This window comes from Pectobacterium betavasculorum (assembly GCF_000749845.1).
Taxonomy (GTDB): Bacteria; Pseudomonadota; Gammaproteobacteria; order Enterobacterales; family Enterobacteriaceae; genus Pectobacterium; species Pectobacterium betavasculorum.
Genome location: NZ_JQHM01000001.1, coordinates 1,432,665 through 1,451,732, shown reverse-complemented (window position 1 = coordinate 1,451,732; position 19,068 = coordinate 1,432,665). Strand labels below are relative to the sequence as shown.

Annotated in this window: 28 protein-coding genes; 15 read left to right on the top strand and 13 right to left on the bottom strand. The window is 51.7% G+C overall.

Annotation, left to right across the window (positions count from 1 at the left end; genetic code table 11):
• Positions 1–105 precede the first annotated feature (105 nt).
• From KP22_RS06615 to KP22_RS06555, 13 genes are all read right to left on the bottom strand, one after another.
• Positions 106–498 carry a Mor transcription activator family protein gene (locus tag KP22_RS06615; protein WP_039305057.1) on the bottom strand — a complete coding sequence of 131 codons (393 nt, stop codon included), beginning with the start codon at positions 496–498 and terminating at the stop codon, positions 106–108.
• On the bottom strand, positions 495–917 hold the full coding sequence (locus KP22_RS06610; protein WP_039305060.1) for a gp16 family protein: 423 nt from the start codon (positions 915–917) through the stop codon (positions 495–497). Before KP22_RS06610 ends, KP22_RS06615 begins: the two co-directional genes overlap by 4 nt.
• Positions 895–1,095, bottom strand: coding sequence for a hypothetical protein (locus tag KP22_RS06605; protein WP_039305063.1), 201 nt, complete (start codon positions 1,093–1,095; stop codon positions 895–897). Before KP22_RS06605 ends, KP22_RS06610 begins: the two co-directional genes overlap by 23 nt.
• Positions 1,095–1,823 carry a DUF2786 domain-containing protein gene (locus KP22_RS06600; protein ID WP_039305066.1) on the bottom strand — a complete coding sequence of 243 codons (729 nt, stop codon included), beginning with the start codon at positions 1,821–1,823 and terminating at the stop codon, positions 1,095–1,097. The genes KP22_RS06605 and KP22_RS06600 overlap by 1 nt, the downstream gene beginning before the upstream one ends.
• Positions 1,807–2,106: a nucleoside triphosphate pyrophosphohydrolase family protein gene (locus KP22_RS06595; protein ID WP_156103739.1), complete on the bottom strand. Its 300-nt coding sequence runs from the start codon at positions 2,104–2,106 to the stop codon at positions 1,807–1,809. The genes KP22_RS06600 and KP22_RS06595 overlap by 17 nt, the downstream gene beginning before the upstream one ends.
• An 89-nt stretch (positions 2,107–2,195) precedes the next feature.
• The gene (locus KP22_RS06590; protein WP_039305356.1) at positions 2,196–2,780 is read right to left on the bottom strand and encodes a DUF3164 family protein; all 585 of its coding nucleotides are present in this window, start codon (positions 2,778–2,780) and stop codon (positions 2,196–2,198) included.
• 36 nt (positions 2,781–2,816) lie between these two features.
• The gene (locus KP22_RS06585) at positions 2,817–3,086 is read right to left on the bottom strand and encodes a hypothetical protein (RefSeq protein WP_011095201.1); all 270 of its coding nucleotides are present in this window, start codon (positions 3,084–3,086) and stop codon (positions 2,817–2,819) included.
• A gap of 30 nt (positions 3,087–3,116) precedes the next feature.
• Positions 3,117–3,374, bottom strand: a complete 258-nt coding sequence (locus tag KP22_RS06580; protein WP_039305070.1) for a hypothetical protein — start codon at positions 3,372–3,374, stop codon at positions 3,117–3,119.
• Between the two features lie 2 nt (positions 3,375–3,376).
• A complete protein-coding gene (locus KP22_RS06575) occupies positions 3,377–4,528 on the bottom strand; it encodes an ExeA family protein (RefSeq protein WP_039305073.1) in 1,152 nt (383 codons plus the stop codon).
• 9 nt (positions 4,529–4,537) lie between these two features.
• The gene (locus tag KP22_RS06570) at positions 4,538–6,316 is read right to left on the bottom strand and encodes a DDE-type integrase/transposase/recombinase (protein WP_039305076.1); all 1,779 of its coding nucleotides are present in this window, start codon (positions 6,314–6,316) and stop codon (positions 4,538–4,540) included.
• Positions 6,317–6,325: 9 nt separating this feature from the next.
• Positions 6,326–7,234 (bottom strand): DUF3102 domain-containing protein, encoded by a 909-nt coding sequence (locus tag KP22_RS06565; protein WP_039305079.1) that lies wholly within the window; start codon positions 7,232–7,234, stop codon positions 6,326–6,328.
• Positions 7,235–7,243: 9 nt separating this feature from the next.
• Complete coding sequence (locus tag KP22_RS06560; RefSeq protein WP_011095206.1) at positions 7,244–7,549, bottom strand: helix-turn-helix domain-containing protein; 306 nt, start codon at positions 7,547–7,549, stop codon at positions 7,244–7,246.
• Between the two features lie 52 nt (positions 7,550–7,601).
• Complete coding sequence (locus KP22_RS06555) at positions 7,602–7,790, bottom strand: DNA-binding protein (protein WP_039305082.1); 189 nt, start codon at positions 7,788–7,790, stop codon at positions 7,602–7,604.
• Between the two features lie 85 nt (positions 7,791–7,875).
• Between KP22_RS06555 and KP22_RS06550 the strand changes: the two genes are divergently transcribed.
• The 15 genes from KP22_RS06550 (at position 7,876) to KP22_RS06480 (ending at position 18,894) form a co-directional block, all read left to right on the top strand.
• On the top strand, positions 7,876–8,307 hold the full coding sequence (locus KP22_RS06550; RefSeq protein WP_039305085.1) for a helix-turn-helix domain-containing protein: 432 nt from the start codon (positions 7,876–7,878) through the stop codon (positions 8,305–8,307).
• Between the two features lie 35 nt (positions 8,308–8,342).
• Positions 8,343–8,927 carry a hypothetical protein gene (locus KP22_RS06545; protein WP_039305088.1) on the top strand — a complete coding sequence of 195 codons (585 nt, stop codon included), beginning with the start codon at positions 8,343–8,345 and terminating at the stop codon, positions 8,925–8,927.
• Positions 8,928–8,938: 11 nt separating this feature from the next.
• Complete coding sequence (locus tag KP22_RS06540; protein WP_039305090.1) at positions 8,939–9,331, top strand: hypothetical protein; 393 nt, start codon at positions 8,939–8,941, stop codon at positions 9,329–9,331.
• A gap of 130 nt (positions 9,332–9,461) precedes the next feature.
• Complete coding sequence (locus KP22_RS06535; protein WP_039305093.1) at positions 9,462–10,469, top strand: nucleoid-associated protein; 1,008 nt, start codon at positions 9,462–9,464, stop codon at positions 10,467–10,469.
• A gap of 2 nt (positions 10,470–10,471) precedes the next feature.
• Positions 10,472–11,653 (top strand): membrane protein, encoded by a 1,182-nt coding sequence (locus KP22_RS06530; RefSeq protein ID WP_039305095.1) that lies wholly within the window; start codon positions 10,472–10,474, stop codon positions 11,651–11,653.
• Positions 11,654–11,800: 147 nt separating this feature from the next.
• Positions 11,801–12,145 carry a putative holin gene (locus tag KP22_RS06525; RefSeq protein ID WP_039305098.1) on the top strand — a complete coding sequence of 115 codons (345 nt, stop codon included), beginning with the start codon at positions 11,801–11,803 and terminating at the stop codon, positions 12,143–12,145.
• A gap of 2 nt (positions 12,146–12,147) precedes the next feature.
• A complete protein-coding gene (locus KP22_RS06520) occupies positions 12,148–12,795 on the top strand; it encodes a transglycosylase SLT domain-containing protein (protein WP_039305101.1) in 648 nt (215 codons plus the stop codon).
• The gene (locus KP22_RS06515; RefSeq protein WP_052012479.1) at positions 12,779–13,450 is read left to right on the top strand and encodes a hypothetical protein; all 672 of its coding nucleotides are present in this window, start codon (positions 12,779–12,781) and stop codon (positions 13,448–13,450) included. Before KP22_RS06520 ends, KP22_RS06515 begins: the two co-directional genes overlap by 17 nt.
• The gene (locus tag KP22_RS06510) at positions 13,450–13,782 is read left to right on the top strand and encodes a hypothetical protein (RefSeq protein ID WP_039305104.1); all 333 of its coding nucleotides are present in this window, start codon (positions 13,450–13,452) and stop codon (positions 13,780–13,782) included. Before KP22_RS06515 ends, KP22_RS06510 begins: the two co-directional genes overlap by 1 nt.
• Positions 13,775–14,086 carry a hypothetical protein gene (locus KP22_RS06505; protein ID WP_039305108.1) on the top strand — a complete coding sequence of 104 codons (312 nt, stop codon included), beginning with the start codon at positions 13,775–13,777 and terminating at the stop codon, positions 14,084–14,086. Before KP22_RS06510 ends, KP22_RS06505 begins: the two co-directional genes overlap by 8 nt.
• A gap of 1 nt (position 14,087) precedes the next feature.
• Complete coding sequence (locus KP22_RS06500) at positions 14,088–14,633, top strand: DUF3486 family protein (RefSeq protein ID WP_039305111.1); 546 nt, start codon at positions 14,088–14,090, stop codon at positions 14,631–14,633.
• Positions 14,630–16,153 carry a terminase large subunit domain-containing protein gene (locus KP22_RS06495; protein WP_039305115.1) on the top strand — a complete coding sequence of 508 codons (1,524 nt, stop codon included), beginning with the start codon at positions 14,630–14,632 and terminating at the stop codon, positions 16,151–16,153. Before KP22_RS06500 ends, KP22_RS06495 begins: the two co-directional genes overlap by 4 nt.
• Complete coding sequence (locus KP22_RS06490) at positions 16,153–17,646, top strand: DUF935 domain-containing protein (RefSeq protein ID WP_039305118.1); 1,494 nt, start codon at positions 16,153–16,155, stop codon at positions 17,644–17,646. The genes KP22_RS06495 and KP22_RS06490 overlap by 1 nt, the downstream gene beginning before the upstream one ends.
• Positions 17,627–18,448: a phage head morphogenesis protein gene (locus KP22_RS06485; protein WP_039305121.1), complete on the top strand. Its 822-nt coding sequence runs from the start codon at positions 17,627–17,629 to the stop codon at positions 18,446–18,448. Before KP22_RS06490 ends, KP22_RS06485 begins: the two co-directional genes overlap by 20 nt.
• Entirely contained in the window at positions 18,445–18,894 is a 450-nt protein-coding gene (locus KP22_RS06480; protein WP_039305125.1) for a phage virion morphogenesis protein, read from the top strand. The genes KP22_RS06485 and KP22_RS06480 overlap by 4 nt, the downstream gene beginning before the upstream one ends.
• The last annotated feature ends 174 nt before the right edge of the window (positions 18,895–19,068 follow it).

The window sequence follows — 19,068 nt, the reverse complement described above, 5'->3', positions numbered from 1 at the left end:
GGTGAACAGGGAAGAGACTGGATGGTAATTGTAATTCTCTTACAGTATGTGAAAAAACAGGCCGGACGAAAAATTTAGTCATTCTTCTGTTCGGCCTGTGAAATTTTACCCCCCTTGTTGTGGTTCGTCATCAAATTCACCATCATCAAACAGGCGTCCCTGCAGCCTGTCTGTCTCAGACTTTCTGACACGTTTAATCACGCTGTAAACCCATTGCAGAGAAACGCCATACTTACGTGCCAGGTCATGATGATTGCGGCCATTGAAGTCGTTGAAGATGTCGTGGTCGCGCTGAGAGATGCGCCATAGCGTTCCCATCGGAAAGTAGACGCTTTGACCGCCCCAAACCTGCATCATACGGTTGGCCACTGCCTCGCCGATTTGCTCGGCGATAGCCGTGTCGATCTCGACAACCTCCTTTATTGTGCTTGTAGTATGCTGCGCCAGCTCCACCAATAGCTCAGGCCCTTTGCTGCGGAAATTATTGCCGTTGTTCATTCTGGCTTCCTTACGCGGCGTTGCCACTGCTTCAGCTTCTCAATAATGACGCTGGCTTGTTCTGAATTCAGCCATTGCAGGCTATCAACGCCAGTTTCACGCTTCACCCAACGCGCCAGCGCGGCTTCAGAACGGTCACGAATGATGCCTGCATCAGCCATTTCTAACCATAATGAGCGGATTTTTCTGGACTGGGGAGAATCATCCAATGGACGAGTGCTACTAGCCTTTTTTGCCGATTTAATCTTAAACCCGCGTTTCTTCATAGCGTTCAGCACATTATCTAACTGCGGGACTGTCATGTCCCGCGTAGATGACTTGCCTATAACAGTGATTAACAACTGGCGATAGGTGTCATCGTCCAGTTGCAGATCGCGTTTGGCTATGTGTATCAACTTAATCAGTTGATTCTTTGTCATCGCTTTCCTCCCGCCAGACTTCGCCGCACAGCAAGATGGCTTCAGGGCGGCGTTCATGGATAGCATCCAACACTAACTGGCACGACTCTTGGTTCAGATAAATGTCATCTGAAACAGGCATGGCATCGCAGAAATCAGTGCCGCAGGCCGATACCAGTAACACGAAACCGATAACCATTACCCAGCCCTCCCAATTCTTGCTATATCAGCTTGGCCTGAGCCATTGACCGCATGGTGTAGACTGGCGTTCTTGCCCGCCTGATAGCCAACTTCTTTTGCCACATCAGTACCACGAGCATTTTTTGCATCCCGCAGATCGCCCGACTTAATCCCTCCGTCTTGTTGCAATTTATGGTGATAGGCTTCAATCAACGTCGCTTCGGTTCTTGAAATAACAAATTTGTCGAGCACTTGATAGACGCCCTGAACCCATCCCTCACAGAACATGTCAGCTCTGGCTACTTTTGTACTGGGTTTAATATTTTTGCGCTGGCCTGAAGTAAATTCTTTCCGTGCTTTCATCATTTGACGAGATAGGACATCGAACGCATACGCTGCAACTTGTGGGCGTTCATTTGGGCCGTAGAAAATAACGCTGCGTTGGCTATTACTGAGATAACTGCGTTGAAATGAGTGGTAGCATTTAACACCAAATGTCTCGCAAATAACCTGAGCCAACCATCCCATATACTTAGGGACTTTTTGCGCATGGGATGGAGCCGACTTACTGCCGGATTCGTTGATCTTCATTAGATCGACATCAGCGTCAGTCAGGCCATGTTGACGCATTAACGCCTGAGCCTGGCTCATTGCATTAGCTGCCTCATTAGGATTTGTCGTGCGACGAGCAAGATTCAGTAGTTTCTTCAGTTTCTGTAGATGCTTTTCTTTATTTGTCGCCGACATATTCCACCTCCAGCCTTTCAGCCAGTCGTTTTAATTTATTGTGTTTAGCCAGTTCGATTAATTTATCCATGCCATTCAGGCGGAACTGTTCGATCATGATCTCGACGTCGGCCATTTCCTCCGCTAAAGCGACCTCGTTACCGAGGCCGTTCAGGTTACGTGATGCGGCAGCACCTAACTCCGCTGCTTCTTCGATAAGTTTTAGCGTCTGAGACTCAGGGCCAAAGTGCTTTAACGCCATGCGGTACAGCGTTGAGCGATTGTGTGCAATACCTTTAATCATGTGCTCTCCAAATAGTGGTTATGCTGAATTACGCGTGCAGGATTCCCCGGCGTTGACGCCGAAATAAAAGCAATTTCATTTTTTAATAATTAAATGGCGGCGATATCTAACGGGATATTAACTAATTTCCCCGATTCGTCTTTTTCCCTGAAGTTGATATAGGTTTTCGATACAGCGACTTGCAATGATTCAGAAATTGCCTCCATTGCTTTAACCCAGCGTTCATCTGCGATCTTAATCCGGCGTAAGGATAGGATTCGCCCCGTATTTAGTTGCCCCTCTTTATCAACGGAAAATGCATCCGTAATTAACGCACGGAGATTGTCATTGGCATCCTGCGACCACTCGGTAACGCACTCATCAATTAGGTCTTTGGCTATTTGTAGCTCAGGCCCGAACGTCAGAGAGTCTTGCACCGCAATACGAATTTGCTGGCTACCATCATAACTACTGAATGTGATATTACCCTTAGCGCCTCCACGTGTGCGCCCGTACTTCTCTGCGACCAGATCCAACCAGGCATAACATTCATTGAACGCGCAGTTCTTGAACGCCAGCAATTCTGCGCTTTTAATCTTTGCCGCAGCGACTTGCTCTTTTACAAACGTATCCATTGCCAAGTCATAGTCCGAGACCTGATTAACGGGAACCAGTCGCCCTTTGCGGTCAGTCATATATTCAGCTTTATTAATTTCCACGTTTATTTCCCCTCAATGTAATGACTCAGACCAGATAATACGGCACCCATGCTGCTCAAATTCCCCTTGTCGGAATCGACCATTGTTATTCACACCGTTCAGCACATAACGCGCCACGCCGTTTTCAATCAATTTTGCACAGTGGCCATTTCTGGCAATACGGATAACCGGTTGACTCCCCTTGAGCATTACACTGTGAACCGTAGCATTCATGGCGCGTAACGCCGTCATGACGGCTTGTACATTGGATAATTGCTCATCAATATTCAAAACAGACGTCATATTTCAGTCCTCAGAATATAGGTGCGTTGTTTAGTGTAGATCCCTGTGATTACGCATCATTTGGCTGGTGAAGGTCATTCCTGCCGCATTAAGATGTTTTATCAGTTTTGTATTAGCTCCCTTAATTGCGTTAGCCATCTCATCTTTAATCATCGTTGCCAGCAGCTGTGTCACGACGATGTCACCTGTTTCATTTTCAATTGAAACGTTAATAGACTGGCTGAGTTCCTGATCCTCCTTTACCAGTGCAGCAGGCAGTTGTTGTACAGAAATAATGATTTTGGCCACCGTTAAACCCCCTTAACCACATCAGCATTAACCACCGACACACCAATATCAGCGGCCAGATTCATTGCCGCGATCACCAGATTGGAAACGGCCAGCGGGTACAATAGGCTGACGTTCTTTCTGCCACCGAGATTGCTACTGAGACGCCCACGTATAGCTTCAATCGCGCTGCCGTCCATAATGTCGGTTAGTTTCTTGCCTGTGCGCTCAACTTTGAATGTCAGAAACGCTTCGAGACTGTTATCCAGTGGCAGCAGTTCGACGATTTCACAGCGCTGGACAACCTCGCGTACCTCCATATTGCGTTCGCTTAACTTGACGGCTAGCTCTGGCTGGCCGATCAGGACAATAGACAGCAACTTCTTAAACCCGCTTTCCAGCTCGTAAAATCGCTTCAAATGTTTCAGCGTGGGGATTGGCAGGCTATGCGCCTCTTCAATCACCAGAACGTGACTGTAGCCCGCATTGCTGCTGTCTTTTAGTACACGATGTAGTTGGCGATAGCGTGCTTCTTGCGACCGTTTCACGCCTTCCAGCGGGGCGATGGTGTTGATGATCGCTTCGGCAATCGCGGCGGCTTTTAGCGTCTTACCTTTAACGTCGTTGTCCTCCATCGCAATCACATATGGCTCAATGACGATAACGGGCGCGTTCTCGCGATTGATGCGTTCGATAAGGTCGCGGCGCAGCGTAGATTTTCCCGCCCCAGATTCACCAATGACCGCCATCAGCCCGCCATGTTTTGCGGTCTGATACAGTGACTCACGCACATAGCGGCTATCCGGCGTAGTAAAAACGTCTTCCGCGCCCTGCATGGCGTCATCGGCAAACGGGTCACGGAACAATCCGAATGCCTTTTTTGTTGCTGGAAATAACACCTGTTTTTTGAGTAACATGTTTTCCTCCGTTGTGAGGTCTGTTGTATCTGCTGTGCAGGATGTGCCGTCCTGCACAGCATCAAAACTACGTTGTGTTTCAATGCCATTAGCCGACAGAAAGGCTGTCAGACGCTGGCGAATTTCCCCGGTGTTGGTGCGTGGCCACTGGTCGTGATTAACAATCTGTGCCAGCGTGGCCTCTGACACAGCGATATGTCTGGCGACAACGGCCTGCGAGAGCCGTGCCTGTTTTAACTGTTGTTTCAGTACCAGCATGTTTCCCCCTTAATTCCCGTTGACGATATTGACGATATTGATGACATTGTCGGAAACCGGCATCAGCAGCGCATCGACAGCCTCATCCAGTTGTTCTTCCGGCACGCCATCGGGATAAAGTTGAACCAACTGGTGAAAGTGTCCTGCTGTCCATGTCTGGTTACGGGCTGCAAACCGCTCACGCAGCGCCTTAGCGGCTTCAACTTGCGTCAGTGGTCGCTGTTCGACGCGCGGGCTGCGTACATCAGATTCCGTGCCACGACGCGGCATAAATGCAGGTAACGTGGTGTCATCAATATGTTTGTATGGATCAAGTTTCCCGCCAAACGGCAGTGCCTTCGCTTTACGTGCTGCCGCTGCATCCGTCGCGTTATCCGTTCCCGTCACTAACTGTTCAATTTCTTTCGCTGCGGTTTGGGCTGGCGTATCGGCATGTGATTTGTAGTTTTCGCCAATCACTGCAGCAGAGTCGGCAAAGCCAAATTCATTTTTGGTGACTTCATCGATCAGGAAGAAGGTGTCGTGGCCATCTTCACCTGTCAGCACCACTTGCGCGGCATCGGTGCGCCACGGATTACGGGTGATCAGCAACTTCTCGCCGACCATCACGCCGGGTACGGTAGACACATCGTATTCAATGCCACGGAACGACACGCGCAGCTTCGGTTTGACCTTGCGCTCTTCTGGTGTTGCGACGGCCAGCTCGCGGCAAACCTCAATAGACGGCGCTTTCACCAACTGTTCAGCATTGATTTTCAGCCAGATATCGGTACGGGTCTGTCCGTGGCGGCTATGAACAGCAGTAGCATTGAAGTGAGAACGCCATTTCACAGCCAGCGCATTCAACTCTTCCAGACTATGAACCGGTTGGAACTTCAGGCCCGGTTCCAGTTTGCGTTCGATGATGTCGCGGGCCTTCTCAACGCTGCCCGTTGAGCGTGCCGCATGGGCTTTATGTGCCTTTAAATCGATACCCAATGCACGACACAGGTTTTTTGTCATGCTTGCGGTGTTGGCAGAACCGGGGTCGAGATACAGTAGCTTAGGCACGCCGTGCAGCACGTCCGCGCCGCCGCGCTCTTGCAAGGCGTTGATGAGCACAGAGCACAGGTTTTCGCCAGATTCAGCGCCCATCACATACTCGACATAGATCCAGCCGCTGGTGTGGTCTGTGATTTCATAGCTCCAGACGCGGTCACTGGCGATACGTGCCACATTGGCCGGTTTGTTCTTGTAGAACTTCGCGCTGTCCATCACCTGTAAGCCCTTATGCCCGTTGCTCAGGTAATAAAGGGTGCAAAGTGAGGCGTCGATTTCCCACACGTGATTAGGGTGCAGACTGGCCAGCTCGGTCACGGGCGCAGGCTGGCTTAACTGATCGGGATGCAGGCCATAATTGCGCAGAGCGCGGCTTATAGCGGTCTCTGACAGGGCATAAAATTCGCCCGTGGTTTCATCAATACGCCCGGCAGCGATCATGTCGTTTGCCCGTAGTGTTTCGACTGCGTCAGCGATGGAATACAGACGTTTGCCGTTTTTACGGGTTGCTTCCATGAGCGTGGCGGAAATCATGGCGGCCTCATCCCGCGTCAAGGCGCTTTGTCCGGCATCGGCACGTTTTTTACGTTTGTCAGTCACTGCAACCTCCTTTAACTTGCGTAGCAACGTGGCGCGAGATAGCCCCAGCTCAATACAGGCGGCGTCATAGATGGCACCGCGTTCACCATGTCCGGCCTGCCGTGCTGCACGTGCTATAGCCACTAATCGTTCTGTCAGGGCGGCACTCATGGCGTCCCCTTATGCGTCGGTACGCGGAATCTGGGGTTCCGGTGCATCCAGCCATGTCGGACGTTCGCTGCCGGTAGGCGCTGCCTCCAGGTCAAAAACCTCGCGGATATGGTGTAACGCCCGCTCTATCTGGCACACCAAACCCGCCATAAAGTCATACGGTGGCTCTACATCGTTATCGGATGTGAAGGTAGTTAAGGTCGAAAATGCGCTGTGAAGACGCACGGTGATAGCCGCTTCTGCTTCATAGGCAATAGCGCTAACCTCTTTGCGCAGTTTCTCGGCTTCCTGATCGGGTGGCGGTGGCTGAATACGGGATTTCTTATCCAGTTTGGTGGTCAGGTCATCTATCTTTTGGTTTTTGTCGGTCAAAACGCGTTGCTGGGCGGTATTGGTTTCGCGGGCTTCGCGGAGAGCGGCTTTTAGTTCGCGGCTGGTCATGCGATCAATGTCATCCAGCGTCATACCAGCAACTGTTCCGCCTTCGGCCAGTTCGATGAGGTCATCGTCACTCTCTGTTACCAACTCAAACAGTTTGGTTTTACCCAAATGTGCCAGCGCTGGCATATTTGATTTCAGTGCTGGTGACAAATATTTAGCTGAGGCTTGCATCATTCTTGCCGCTGTGCGGTATGGAAGCCCTAGATCGTTTTCAATTATGTCTACTAGATCGCCGTGTGGTTCACATTCCTTGAGAACAACCAACCGTTTACCCGCTTCCAGCATGGCTTCCGCACTTTGCGCCATATAGAACTTGGTTTCGTGTACGATGCGATCACGTTCATACGGCAGGCCGTCACCGAACTGAGCCATCACTTGCATCCGGTGCTCAGTCAGAGCATTGAGTTTCACATTCAGATCGCCTGCTAACGGGGCATCTTCTACTAATTCAACCGTTTGTGATTTGGTGCGTGCCATTTCTTATCCTTAGCGACTGCCAGCCAGCAGGCGTTGATTCATTTCGTTAATACGGTCTTGCGCACGGGATATTTCGTTCGCATGAGCTTGTGCGATTTGTAGCGCCTGCATCGAAAGCGCGAATCTGCCGTTATCCAGTTTTTGTGCCAGCCCTTCCTCAATAAGGGTGTTCAAGGCGCGGTTAACGTTGGCCGGAGAATCATCCAGTGCCGCCGCCAGTTCGCCGTTTGATACCCCGTTCAGGGTATGGCCACGCAGGGCTTTGAGAACGCGGAGGATGCGTGCGCCTGCACTGGAAACATTTGCCTTAGTCATGTCATTCCCCTTTTTGCGATATGTGATAATCTGTTACGCAGGCTGATAGATATCAGGCGGCACGGGCCGTGGTTTTAAGGCCGAGTTTGACGGCGATTTCATGTGCCTGGCCGTACTTGGCTTTTGTGATGCCGCTCAATACGCGATAGACCGCTTCGCGGGAGTAACCATTGTCCTGCGCCCATTGGGTGATGGTGATACCGCGTTGCTGCAAGCGGCTTTTAACTTGTTCGGGTGTCATGCTACGGCCTCCGGTTATGCAATGATGTTTGTAGAATACGTGATAGATTATGTGAACTTTAGTTCTCATTGTCAATGAGGTTTTTGTGAACTTTGATTCTCTTTGTGCGCCCCGTATCAAATCTGAACGTTCCCGCTTATCGCTGAAACAAGGTGAGGTGGCTGATATATGCGGGGTTTCTCGTGAAATGTGGAGCAAGTACGAGCGTGGTATAGCCGTACCTGGCGGTGAGGTTTTGATGTTGTTTGCAATGGCTGGTGCAAACGTGCAATTCATTCTTACTGGCAGTAACCCGCCATCTGTTGAGAATCGCATCACTAAAGATGAGTCAGAACTGATACAGCATTACAGAAATGCACCATTAGTAGTGAAAGCTGCAGTTTTGGCTGCATTAACGGCAGGTACGTCACCCCAACCGACAAGTTCAAGTCAGATATTCAATGGTGATATCAGTGGTCAATTTGCCGGTAATCAGATTATTAATAACGGTGTGGTCAGTAATAAAAAAAATAAATAGAACGAGTAACACACAGTAATAATAAAGGAGATAGGATGCGGCAGGAGTTTAATGGAACTGCACAGGGACAGTTCTCATCCAGAGACATTATCAATATACATTCCCCTTCAGGTGAAAACCTGACAGATGACGAGTCGCTACTTCCGGCTCAGCGCCATCGCCTGCACCAATTGCTAGATGATCTTGTTACTGCCAGCGGCGAGCCTAAAAAAGATCTATGGCGAGCCGTTCATGCCCATATTGATGTTCACAGTATCAATGGCATTACAACCAAGAAATATCATAAAGCTGAGACGTATCTGCAACATAGACTGGCAGAGGCTAAGCTGGCAAAAGAGTGCCGCCGATTAGTCAGCGAAATCTTGCGATTAACCGTGGATACCGCAACAGAACGCGATAGATTTTGTCTGAAAAAATTTGGTACGAAAACGCTCAACGATTTATCCCGTGAACAACTTCAAGTGGCGTTTGACCATTTTGACCGAGATGAATTGCGGCAACGCCAGCCAAACCCCACACAGCCCAAAGCAGTGGATTGGCAAGAACTTATAAAAGCTCACCCTAAAGTATTTATCGGTATTTTCTTTTTAGGATTTTTTACATCTTTTTTATTTAGATAAGGATATTGGTTATGCACAAGCTATTAATACCATTTGTATTTCTTTTGGCAGGTTGTGGCGATAAGGCTATTACGACACAGAGCATTATGGAGCAGTTCCAGCAAACAGGTGTCACGGTCACTGATATTCAAACGCCAGATCGCAGTGTAAAAACGCCTGTACCTAACAGCTACAAAGAGCATGTTACTTTTGTTCTTTCAGAAGTTTCCCCCAAAGGTGGACAAGTCTTTATCTGTGAGAAGAAAGAATACTGTGATGCGATTTATGCCTACTTTGATGCACTCAAAGCCTTTGCAGGCCCTTACCTTTACCAATCGAAGAACGGCCTCATCGTTGCTCAGTTGAATAGCGGGTTAACCCCACAAACAGCGGAAAAATTAGCAGCAGTCGTGATGAAGTATTAAAAATGATTGATATTAGAATGCCACATAATATCTAACCTACGTCTGTATAAATACTTGAGCTTATTAATGGTTTTTAATGAGTAGTTAATTGCAAGATTACAAACAGCAAATAAAACAAGGTGGATAACGAATGTCTGAGCAGGCCATTGAAGTCAAACACGTCGTAGTTCATATTCTGGATAAACAACAGAATGGTGATGCATCGGAGCGCTTGAGTCCTGAAGAGGGTATGGTCACTGAAGCCTCCCAGCGCTTGATCAACGATATCTGTGCCAAATACGCAGGCCGGACAGGCAAAGGTTACGGCTATTTTGAAGGGGATACGGATAATTACCCGATGGAACGAATGGCCAGTGATTATCTGGACGACACTGATGATTTTTACCAAAGTTCCTGTCGAATGATGCATCACCTAACAGAACGCTCACAACGAGAAAACATGGCTACCGGTGGGTACGTTCTGTTCGCACACATTGAGATAGGAAACAACGAACATCTGTTGATCGCAATCGTTAGTGCCACCATCGGGTCAACCGTTACTGACGATTTTAACATTCAGGACAGTACCTATCTGGACATCGCTAAGTTGCGTATGGCTGGGCGTATTGATTTAACCGCGTGGGAAAGTGGTGCGGAGCGTTACATCAGTTTCCTTAAAGGTCAGGGAAATGTTTCAAACTACTTTAAGCAGTTCCTCGGCTGTAATGATGTTCTAATCGCCAAACGAGAGTCTGAAAAATTACGCGATACTTTGACAGCGTTTGCGGCAGAGAAAAATCTTGAAGGTGCAGAAAAAGACGCGTTTCTTAAGGGAGCATTTGAGCATTTACAGGCATTAAGCAAAGCCGGTGAGCCACTTAGTCTTGAAACCTTTGTTAATGCTGTCTGGCCCCATGCGCCTGAGGAATTATCAAGTAAACTTGCTGCTGAAGAACTCGGTCTGTCAGATGGTTTTGTGCCTGACGGGCGCGTTATCCGGGCGTTAGTGTCTTTCAAAGGCAAATCCAAATATTGGGAACTCAAGTTTGATCGGGAAGGGACAACTTCCGGTGACATTGACTATGACCCAGAAACAAATATCATCACCCTGCGCAATGTGCCTGATGAATTCAGGGATATGTGGCTAAATGAGGTTTAATCGTGACGATTTCGTTTGAGACGCTAACAGAGTTGTACCGTCGCATGGAATTCCAGGAGGAGTTCCGTGTCGGTTCGCTGTTGCTCTCTGACCAGTCCGATTGCGACCTGATTAACACATTGCTGGAAGATCCACGTGAGTACGGAGTTTCTGTTGATACCGGAACGGTCGAGCCAGGTTGTGCCATCACCCTTCTCGTAACACCACCACGGAGCGGGCTTGGAGTTGTGTTTGCCACGCACAGCATATTGCTGAGCGCACCAAAGCATCAGTGCCAGGAACCCGCTAATTACTTCATTCTTGAGACGAAATTTTGCAACGATGATACAGAGGTTCCGGCCTTCATCAAGAACTACCGGGCGATCCTAAAGTTTGTTGAACTGCTGAAAGGGGCTGCGGCTTATTTTGACAATACTGCCTGTCAGTTGGTTTTTTTGAAAAAAGAAGTTATTAAGCTATTGCCGCGCTTTACAGCAGAGACCGTGCAAAATCTGAAACGTGAACATCTGGATAACTTGATGGCTTGTTTCAACGACGACACGCACAAGGATCAGAAGCTGGACATTTTGATTGAAAGCATCCAGGCGGTCAGCGAAGACGTTGATTCGCAGGACATGTTTGCATTTTGTCTGGACAATATTCAGCGCCTACATGAACAATTCCTTAAAGGGTATCGGATCTACTCTTCTGGCTTCTCCTATGACAAGGTGATGGATCAGCTGCGTGCCGCAAAAGTTGAAGAAATGGGTAAAATCCACAAGACGTTTTCAGATATTCAGAACCATATCCTTGGTATTCCTGTGGCATCGGTCGTTGTGGCCACCCAATTCAAAGAAGCCGCAGGTTGGTCAGGCCAGGGGATAACAAACACAATAATCCTGCTGGGGTGTATTTTTGCTGCGACACTAATCTGGCTGGCATTGTCGAATCAAATGCAATCCATGAAGGCACTGGGCGAAGAAATCGAATATAAAAAAAAGCAGATAAATAAGGAATTCTCTTTCATCAAAGATGATGTGGAGGGGGTGTTTAGCAGTATTACTACGCGATTGGAAACGCAGAAACGCACCTTTAGGATCATTCGCGGTGTGCTGGTTATTGGTATCGTTACAGCAATTACTATTTATTGCTGGTACACAAAACCCGTTTTTAGCTGGGTACTGTCCTTCTTTGAGTGCATGTAGTTTATCTGTTTTTTACTGTCAAAAACTCCAAATAACAAGCTCCCGTCGCCGAGCAGCGTTCACCGTCTACTGCCACTTCTAACGCCGTTTAAAATCGCCACATGACGTAATGAGCCATGCTGTCTTCACTTACATAAGGAGACAGCAATGAAACTCAACCTCTTTCGACTCACACGCCTGAAGCGCCTTTTAGGCTGGCAACTGACTGCCGTGTTGCTATTGGTCGTCATCGCGCTGGTATCACCACAGCAGCTCCCTGTCGTCATTTATAAAATCTCATTGATCACGCTGGCCGCTGTGTTGGGCTACTGGCTCGACCGTTCGTTGTTCCCCAAGGCTGCGCTAGGCCAGTACCTGGTGCATGACCCAGAACTAATGGAGCGCGGTGAATACCCGGTCAAAAATGGCTATCAACGGATATTTGCTGCGGCCTTGATCCGTCGCGCCATTATCGTGGCGGCGGTCTGTCTGGCCGTGGCGATGGGGCTATAAAAATGGCTAACCGGATTCGTAATAACGATCCAGGAACAGGGCTGTTGTTACTCCTATTCATTCTGTTGCTGGTCGGCGCGTTGGATGGTGATGCAGCCCAACCGCCTGAGGCTGCCCAGCAGTACCGCAGCGACCTTATCCGCAATGCCCGGCTGGACTGGGGACTGAATGCGCCGGTGGCCGATTTCGCGGCGCAACTCCATCAGGAGTCCGGCTGGAATCCCCGCGCAGTCTCGCCCGTTGGCGCACAGGGATTAGCGCAGTTTATGCCTGCTACATCGGCGTGGATTAGCGACATCATGCCGGAACTAAAAGCTAATCAGCCGTTTAACCCTGCGTGGTCAATTCGTGCATTGACCCGCTATGACCGCTGGATCTGGCAGCGTGTTACTGCGGCTGACAACTGCCAACGGATGGCGATGACGCTCTCCGGTTATAACGGCGGGCTGGGCTGGGTACAGCGCGATCAGAAAATGGCGGCACAACGTGGGTTAGATCGTCAGCGCTGGTTTGGGCATGTCGCTACCGTCAATGCCGGACGTTCTGACGCTAACTGGCGTGAGAATCGTCATTACCCACAACGCATCCTGCTGGAGTTAGCGCCGCGCTATCTGACGTGGGGAGGCCGTAGCTGTGCTGAACCTGCTTAAAAAGTTGCCGTGGAAAACCTTGCTATGGGTTGCTGCCGTATTGCTGGCGCTGTGGCTGATTTACCAGAACGGTTATGAGAGCGGATTCGCCAGGGCAGAATCCGCTGGTCATACCGCACTGGAGAAACAGAAATCAGCGTCCGATGCAACGATGGCGCGCCTTCAGGCGGATGTCGCTCAGCAGCAGCAGCAACGTGCGGAACAGCACAATGCTGCATTACAGGTGTGGCAGCAGCGTTACCAGCAACTTGTCATGTCTGCCAATGCCGCCGAGCAGCGCTACCTCACCACCACGGCGTCATTGCGCCAGCAAAATGAAAACCTGAAGCGGAGAATTGATGATGTCACCCAACACTGGATTGACGAACGCGGCCAGAGCCGTCCTATTGAGTGCGTGTTTACTGCTGGTTTCGTGCAGCAGTACAACGCCGCCTTTGATGCCCTTGCAGGTACAGGCATTACCACCGCTGCCAGCGGGGCTGGCTACACGCCCGCAGCCGCTACCCCCCTTGACGCCCGGCTACGCGACTCCGGTGTTACCCAACGCGACATCCTCGCCCACAGCACCGACGCAGGAGAACGTTACCAGCAGCTTGCCGCGCAGGTAAATGGCCTGCTGGATTACCTCGATACGCTACAAGACAGGACGAAATAATGAAAATTGAAGTGGAGTTCTGGCAACTAGTCGGTCTGTTGCTGGGTTTTTTAGGGTTTGTCTTTGCGGCCGGAAAAATTCTGCTGGCACAGATAGAGCAGCGCCTGAATGAACGTTTTGGCGCACTGGAGCAAGGCCGTTCTCAGAGTGAAAAAGGCTGGCAGCGGCTGGAGCGGGAGTTTCTGGAGTTTCGTGCCGATCTGCCGGTGACTTATGTCCGCCGTGAGGATTATATCCGTGGGCAGACGGTGATTGAAGCCAAACTGGACGCGGTTTACAACAAACTGGAACTGGTGCAACAGCACCGTATGAACGGAGGACAACATGGTTGATATCATTCGCGTGCGCCGTGAGGGACTGCGCTGGAGTCTGTTGGTCGCACTCAATAAAACCCGCCCGTATACCGCCAGTGAGACGCTGTTGCTGGATATCGCACGGGCCATTTACCCCGACACCACGCCGCTGGAGCTGCGGCGCGAGCTGGATTACCTGTCTGACCGCAAGATGGTGGATCTGACCAAGCGCCCCAGCGGTGACTGGTTTGCCGATTTGACGCGGCTGGGCGTTGATATCGTTGAGTACACCGTGGAGTGCGGCCCAGGGATCGCCCGGCCTGAAAAATATTGGAGCGAATGATATGGCCCGTCGCAGCACTATCGACAAACTGCCGGAAGCGGCTCGCCGCTGGCTGGAGCGGGCGCTGACCGAATCCGGCTTCAGCGGTTATGCGGAGTTGGAGAGCCTGCTGCGTGAGCAGGGTTACCTCATCAGTAAATCGGCGATCCACCGTTATGGCCAGAAGATTGAAAAGCGTTTCGGCGCTATTCGTGCCGCCACGGAAGCCGCCCGCATGTTGACCGAAGGCGCGGCGGACGATCAGGATGCGCGTTCGGAGGCGGTCATCGCACTGATCCAGACTGAACTGTTCGAAAGCATCGTCCAGTTACAGGAAGCTGACGAAGAGGAAATCGATCCCAAAGAACGTGTCGCGCTGTTGTCCAAAGTGGCAAAGAACGTCGCCACCCTGTCGCGGGCCAGTGTCAATCTGAAGAAGTTCCAGGCTGAAGTCAGAACCAAAGCGCAGCAAGCGGCCAGCAATGCCGAGAAGATTGCCCGCAAAGGTGGTTTGTCAGCCGATGCCGTACAGGCGCTGCGTCGGGAGATTCTGGGGATAGCCACATGATGCAATTGGCTCCTGTATTACCCGATACCTCTGGCTATGAGGCACCTCCCGTTCTGTTGCCCTATCAACAAAGCTGGATTGCTGATACGTCCCCACTCAAATTTTATGAAAAAAGCCGCCGTACCGGTATTACCTGGGCAGAGGCATCCGATAACGTGTTGACCGCTGCCTCTTCAGCGCCTGCCGGTGGTATGAACGTCTATTACATCGCTTATAACCAGGACATGACGGTTGAGTATATTCAGGCCTGTGCGATGTGGGCACGGGCATTTAACTATGCGGCCAGCGAGATTGAAGAAGGTTTCTGGGAAGAGGACGAAGACGACAAGCACATCAAGACCTATACCATCAAATTCCCCGACTCTGGCTTTCGTGTCGTCGCATTGTCCAGTCGTCCGTCTAACCTGCGTGGCCGTCAGGGCATCATCGTAATTGATGAGGCAGCATTCCATGAGCAATTAAAAGAGTTGCTTAAAGCGGCAATGGCCATGCTTATCTGGGGCGGAAAAGTACGGGTTATATCCACCCATGATGGCGATGACAATGAATTTAATACTACGATCACTGACATCCGTGCGGGACGACAAGGTGGAAGTGTACATCGCATCACCTTTAAGGAAGCAGTAGCACAGGGACTCTTTCACCGCGTCTGCTTGCGTACTGGGAAAGCATGGTCGGAAGAAGCCGAGCAAGCGTGGATGGCATCGGTATATAAATTCTATGGTGCGGGTTCATCCGAAGAATTGGACTGCATCCCGGCTAATGGTGGCGGAGCCTGGCTGTCTCGTGCCCTGATCGAATCCCGAATGTCAGCCGATACCCCTGTTTTACGTCTGACCTGCCCTGAAGGTTATGAGTTGAAATCCGATGAAACCCGCTGGAGCGAAACACAGGACTGGCTGGACACCCATCTGAAACCGTTGCTGGATGCGCTACCGAGTGGTGCCCGCTCGTTTCTGGGGCGTGACTTTGGCCGCAGTGGTGACCTGTCGGTAGATTATCCCCTGTTGCAACAGAAGAATCTGGTGCGGCAGGTGCCGTTCGTGCTGGAGCTGCGCAACGTGCCGTTCAAACAGCAGGAGCAGATCACCTGGTATCTGATGGACGGCCTGCCGATGTTACTGGGGGCGGCATTCGACGCGCGGGGCAACGGTGCCTATCTGGCGGAATACGCGATGCAGCGTTACGGTGCCAGCCGGGTGCAGCAGGTCATGCCAACAGAAGGCTGGTATCGGGACAATATGCCGCCCGTCAAAGCTGCGCTGGAAGACGGCAATTTGGTCGATCTGCCAAAAGACGAGGATACGCTGGATGATTTGCGAGCCATTCAGGTGGTGAATGGCGTTCCCCGCGTGCCGGAGCAGCGTTCAAAAGCCAAATCAGATGGCGGTAAGCGCCACGGTGACGCAGCCATTGCACTGGCGCTGGCCTACTACGCCAGCCGGGAAATTAACAAAGGGCCGGTGACGGCATCCTCCCGCAGACGCAGAACGTCTGCCCGCCTACTGGAGAACTACTAATGGCACGCGGACTCTGGGTTTCACCCACCGAATTTGTTTCCTTTTCCGAGCCTAAGAAATCACTCAGCGAGCAGATCGCCTCACGTGACCGCAGCATGGATTTCTACGGATTGGGCATGTATCTGCCGAACCCCGACCCGATCCTGAAAGCGCAGGGAAAGGATATTCGTATTTATCGTGAGCTACGCACCGATCCGCTGGTTGGCGGCTGTATCCGTCGCCGTAAGGCTGCGGTGAAAACGCTGGAGCGCGGCGTCGACAGAGGGAGCGCCCCTGTCCGGGTGTTCAGCTTTATCCGCGATATGCTGACGGATATGGATATGTCGCGCATTATCGGGGAAATGACCGATGCGGTGCTGTACGGCTACCAGCCCTGTGAAGTGATGTGGCAACGCTCCGGGACAAGCTGGCATGTTAGCGACATCGTCGGTAAGCCCGCTGACTGGTTCCAGTTCGACACCGACAACCGGCTGCGCTTTCGCTCCCGTGACAGCGGGTTTGAGGGGGAAGCTATTCCAGACTACAAATTTCTGGTTCCACGCCAGGATGCGACCTATGACAACCCGTATGGTTTCCCCGACCTGTCGATGTGCTTCTGGCCTGTCACCTTTAAAAAAGGCGGGATGAAGTTCTGGGTGCGGTTTGCCGAGAAATACGGCACACCGTGGGTGATCGGCAAGCATCCTCGCGGCACGCCGCAAGGGGAAATCGACAACCTGCTGGATTCGCTGGAAGCAATGATCGAGGACGCCGTTGCCGCTATTCCTGATGATTCGTCTGTCGATATCAAAGAAGCGGCGGGCAAAGCCGACAGCAGCGAGATTTACCAGAATCTGATCGCCGTATCGCGCAGTGAAATCGCTATCGCCTTGCTGGGGCAAAACCAGACCACCGAAGCAACAGCGAACAAAGCCTCGGCGCAGGCCGGGCTGGAAGTCACCGACGATATCCGGGATGGCGACAGCGATATCGTGACCAGCTCGATCAATCAGTTGATCCGCTGGGTGGTTGACCTCAATTTCGGCAGTAACGTTGTCGCGCCGGTGTATCAGCTATGGGAGCAGGAATCCGTTGATGAGGTACAGGCGACACGCGATGAGAAGCTAAACCGCGCGGGTGTGACGTTTACCCCGCAATACTGGAAGCGTGAGTACCAGTTGCAGGACGGCGATATTGACGAAACGCCGCCGCAGGAAGAACCCGGCCAATCGCTGGCGTTCGCGGAAGCCGTCAATGCTGACGTTGACGCACAGGACGCGCTCGATGCCGCGCTGGATATTGTGATGAACGGTGGCCAGCTCGACGGCGTACTGGAGCCGCTGCTGGCTCCGCTGTTTGAACGCGTCCAGTCCGGCGTCCGTCCCGGCGATCTGTTGGGCGAACTGGCGGAACTGTATCCGCAGATGAAGGCCGACGACCTGCAAGAGCGGCTGGCACGTATCCTGTTCGTCGCCAATATTTGGGGGCATCTGCATGAGCATCACCGCGACTGAGCTGGCCTACTGCATGACGCTACCACCTAAACGGGCCATCAGCTATCTGCAGGCAAAGGGTTACGCGATAAGCTGGGATTGGGAAGAGGTCTGGCAGGACGCCCACGCCCGCGCCTTTACCGTCGCTAAAGTGACCCGGCTGGATATTCTGGAAGATATCCGCCGCGCCCTGCAGGAAACGCTAGATGGCGGCAAGACTGACCGCTGGTTTCATAAGGAGCTGGAGCCGGTGCTGCAGAAGAAAGGCTGGTGGGGGCCGCGTGATACCACCGATCCGGTGACCGGTGAACCCGTCACTATTCAGCAGGGTAGTCCGTGGCGGCTGGATACCATCTTCCGCACCAATATGTCGGTGCTTTACAGCAGTGGTCGATGGGCTGAACAGATGGAAAACATCGACGATCGGCCCTATGGGATGTACAACGCTATCCGCGACACCCACACGCGCCACAGTCATCTGGCGCTGCATGGCATGGTATTCCGGTTAGATGACCCGTTCTGGCAGGCGTTCTACCCGCCGAATGGTTGGCGCTGCCGCTGTAGTGTGATCGCCCTGAGTCAGCACGATATCGAACGGCGCGGGCTGAAGGTGGCCAACGCCATTAATGCGATGGGCTGGGAACTGAAGCTGGTCTCGGAGAAAACCGGCGAGATGCAACGCGTGGCCACGTTCAATACCGGCAGCACCAAAATCAGTACCGATCTGGGATGGTCGTATGCGCCGGGCGCGGCGTATCGCCCGGACTTGGCCCGTTATCAGGGCGGCCTCACGTCCCTGGCTAAACAGGAGTTATCGTCATGAGTACCGTCAGCATCACGATTAACGACAGCGATCTGCGTCGTGGACTGCGTGCGCTGGAGAGTGCCGCAACGGACATGACCCCGGCGATGCGCAAGATTGCAGGCACGCTGCACGCGGAAACCGATATCAATTTTGACGAGACCGGACGGCCTGAATGGGTTGTATCACAGGCGGCGGAAGAGCGAGACGGCCAGACGCTGCGCAAAACCGGGCAGTTGCAAGGTTCGGTGTCAACCGAATATGATTCCAGCACGGCGATGATCGGCACCAATACCGTCTACGCTGCTATTCACCAGTTTGGCGGTAAGACCGGGCGCAATGAATCCGTCGAGCTGCCCGCCCGTCCCTATCTGCCGATGGATGAAGACGGCAATCTGCAACCCGATGCGGTCAATTCGGTGCTGGACACCGTCCAACGTCATCTTGAATCTGCGGCGCAGCGTTGATTTCACGCGGCACAGTTAAGCCAATGTGCCGCCTATCCTGAAAAATGGCTTAAATTCCTTTATAAAGGCTTTACAGCCGCACTATTCCCACCACACCAAACCGGCTTTGCTCCCCGTTTTTCTTAATGGGGGTTAACAGCCAACTTTAACGGTTCCGTTGACACTGTCCTGAGT

Bases quoted from the DNA above. Each gene is read 5' to 3' on its own strand.
- KP22_RS06615 (WP_039305057.1), bottom strand. From the start codon at position 498: ATGAACAACGGCAATAATTTCCGCAGCAAAGGGCCTGAGCTATTGGTG.
- KP22_RS06610 (WP_039305060.1), bottom strand. From the start codon at position 917: ATGACAAAGAATCAACTGATTAAGTTGATACACATAGCCAAACGCGAT.
- KP22_RS06605 (WP_039305063.1), bottom strand. From the start codon at position 1,095: ATGGTTATCGGTTTCGTGTTACTGGTATCGGCCTGCGGCACTGATTTC.
- KP22_RS06600 (WP_039305066.1), bottom strand. From the start codon at position 1,823: ATGTCGGCGACAAATAAAGAAAAGCATCTACAGAAACTGAAGAAACTA.
- KP22_RS06595 (WP_156103739.1), bottom strand. From the start codon at position 2,106: ATGATTAAAGGTATTGCACACAATCGCTCAACGCTGTACCGCATGGCG.
- KP22_RS06590 (WP_039305356.1), bottom strand. From the start codon at position 2,780: ATGACTGACCGCAAAGGGCGACTGGTTCCCGTTAATCAGGTCTCGGAC.
- KP22_RS06585 (WP_011095201.1), bottom strand. From the start codon at position 3,086: ATGACGTCTGTTTTGAATATTGATGAGCAATTATCCAATGTACAAGCC.
- KP22_RS06575 (WP_039305073.1), bottom strand. From the start codon at position 4,528: ATGCTGGTACTGAAACAACAGTTAAAACAGGCACGGCTCTCGCAGGCC.
- KP22_RS06570 (WP_039305076.1), bottom strand. From the start codon at position 6,316: ATGAGTGCCGCCCTGACAGAACGATTAGTGGCTATAGCACGTGCAGCA.
- KP22_RS06565 (WP_039305079.1), bottom strand. From the start codon at position 7,234: ATGGCACGCACCAAATCACAAACGGTTGAATTAGTAGAAGATGCCCCG.
- KP22_RS06560 (WP_011095206.1), bottom strand. From the start codon at position 7,549: ATGACTAAGGCAAATGTTTCCAGTGCAGGCGCACGCATCCTCCGCGTT.
- KP22_RS06555 (WP_039305082.1), bottom strand. From the start codon at position 7,790: ATGACACCCGAACAAGTTAAAAGCCGCTTGCAGCAACGCGGTATCACC.
- KP22_RS06545 (WP_039305088.1), top strand. From the start codon at position 8,343: ATGCGGCAGGAGTTTAATGGAACTGCACAGGGACAGTTCTCATCCAGA.
- KP22_RS06540 (WP_039305090.1), top strand. From the start codon at position 8,939: ATGCACAAGCTATTAATACCATTTGTATTTCTTTTGGCAGGTTGTGGC.
- KP22_RS06535 (WP_039305093.1), top strand. From the start codon at position 9,462: ATGTCTGAGCAGGCCATTGAAGTCAAACACGTCGTAGTTCATATTCTG.
- KP22_RS06525 (WP_039305098.1), top strand. From the start codon at position 11,801: ATGAAACTCAACCTCTTTCGACTCACACGCCTGAAGCGCCTTTTAGGC.
- KP22_RS06520 (WP_039305101.1), top strand. From the start codon at position 12,148: ATGGCTAACCGGATTCGTAATAACGATCCAGGAACAGGGCTGTTGTTA.
- KP22_RS06510 (WP_039305104.1), top strand. From the start codon at position 13,450: ATGAAAATTGAAGTGGAGTTCTGGCAACTAGTCGGTCTGTTGCTGGGT.
- KP22_RS06505 (WP_039305108.1), top strand. From the start codon at position 13,775: ATGGTTGATATCATTCGCGTGCGCCGTGAGGGACTGCGCTGGAGTCTG.
- KP22_RS06500 (WP_039305111.1), top strand. From the start codon at position 14,088: ATGGCCCGTCGCAGCACTATCGACAAACTGCCGGAAGCGGCTCGCCGC.
- KP22_RS06495 (WP_039305115.1), top strand. From the start codon at position 14,630: ATGATGCAATTGGCTCCTGTATTACCCGATACCTCTGGCTATGAGGCA.
- KP22_RS06490 (WP_039305118.1), top strand. From the start codon at position 16,153: ATGGCACGCGGACTCTGGGTTTCACCCACCGAATTTGTTTCCTTTTCC.
- KP22_RS06485 (WP_039305121.1), top strand. From the start codon at position 17,627: ATGAGCATCACCGCGACTGAGCTGGCCTACTGCATGACGCTACCACCT.
- KP22_RS06480 (WP_039305125.1), top strand. From the start codon at position 18,445: ATGAGTACCGTCAGCATCACGATTAACGACAGCGATCTGCGTCGTGGA.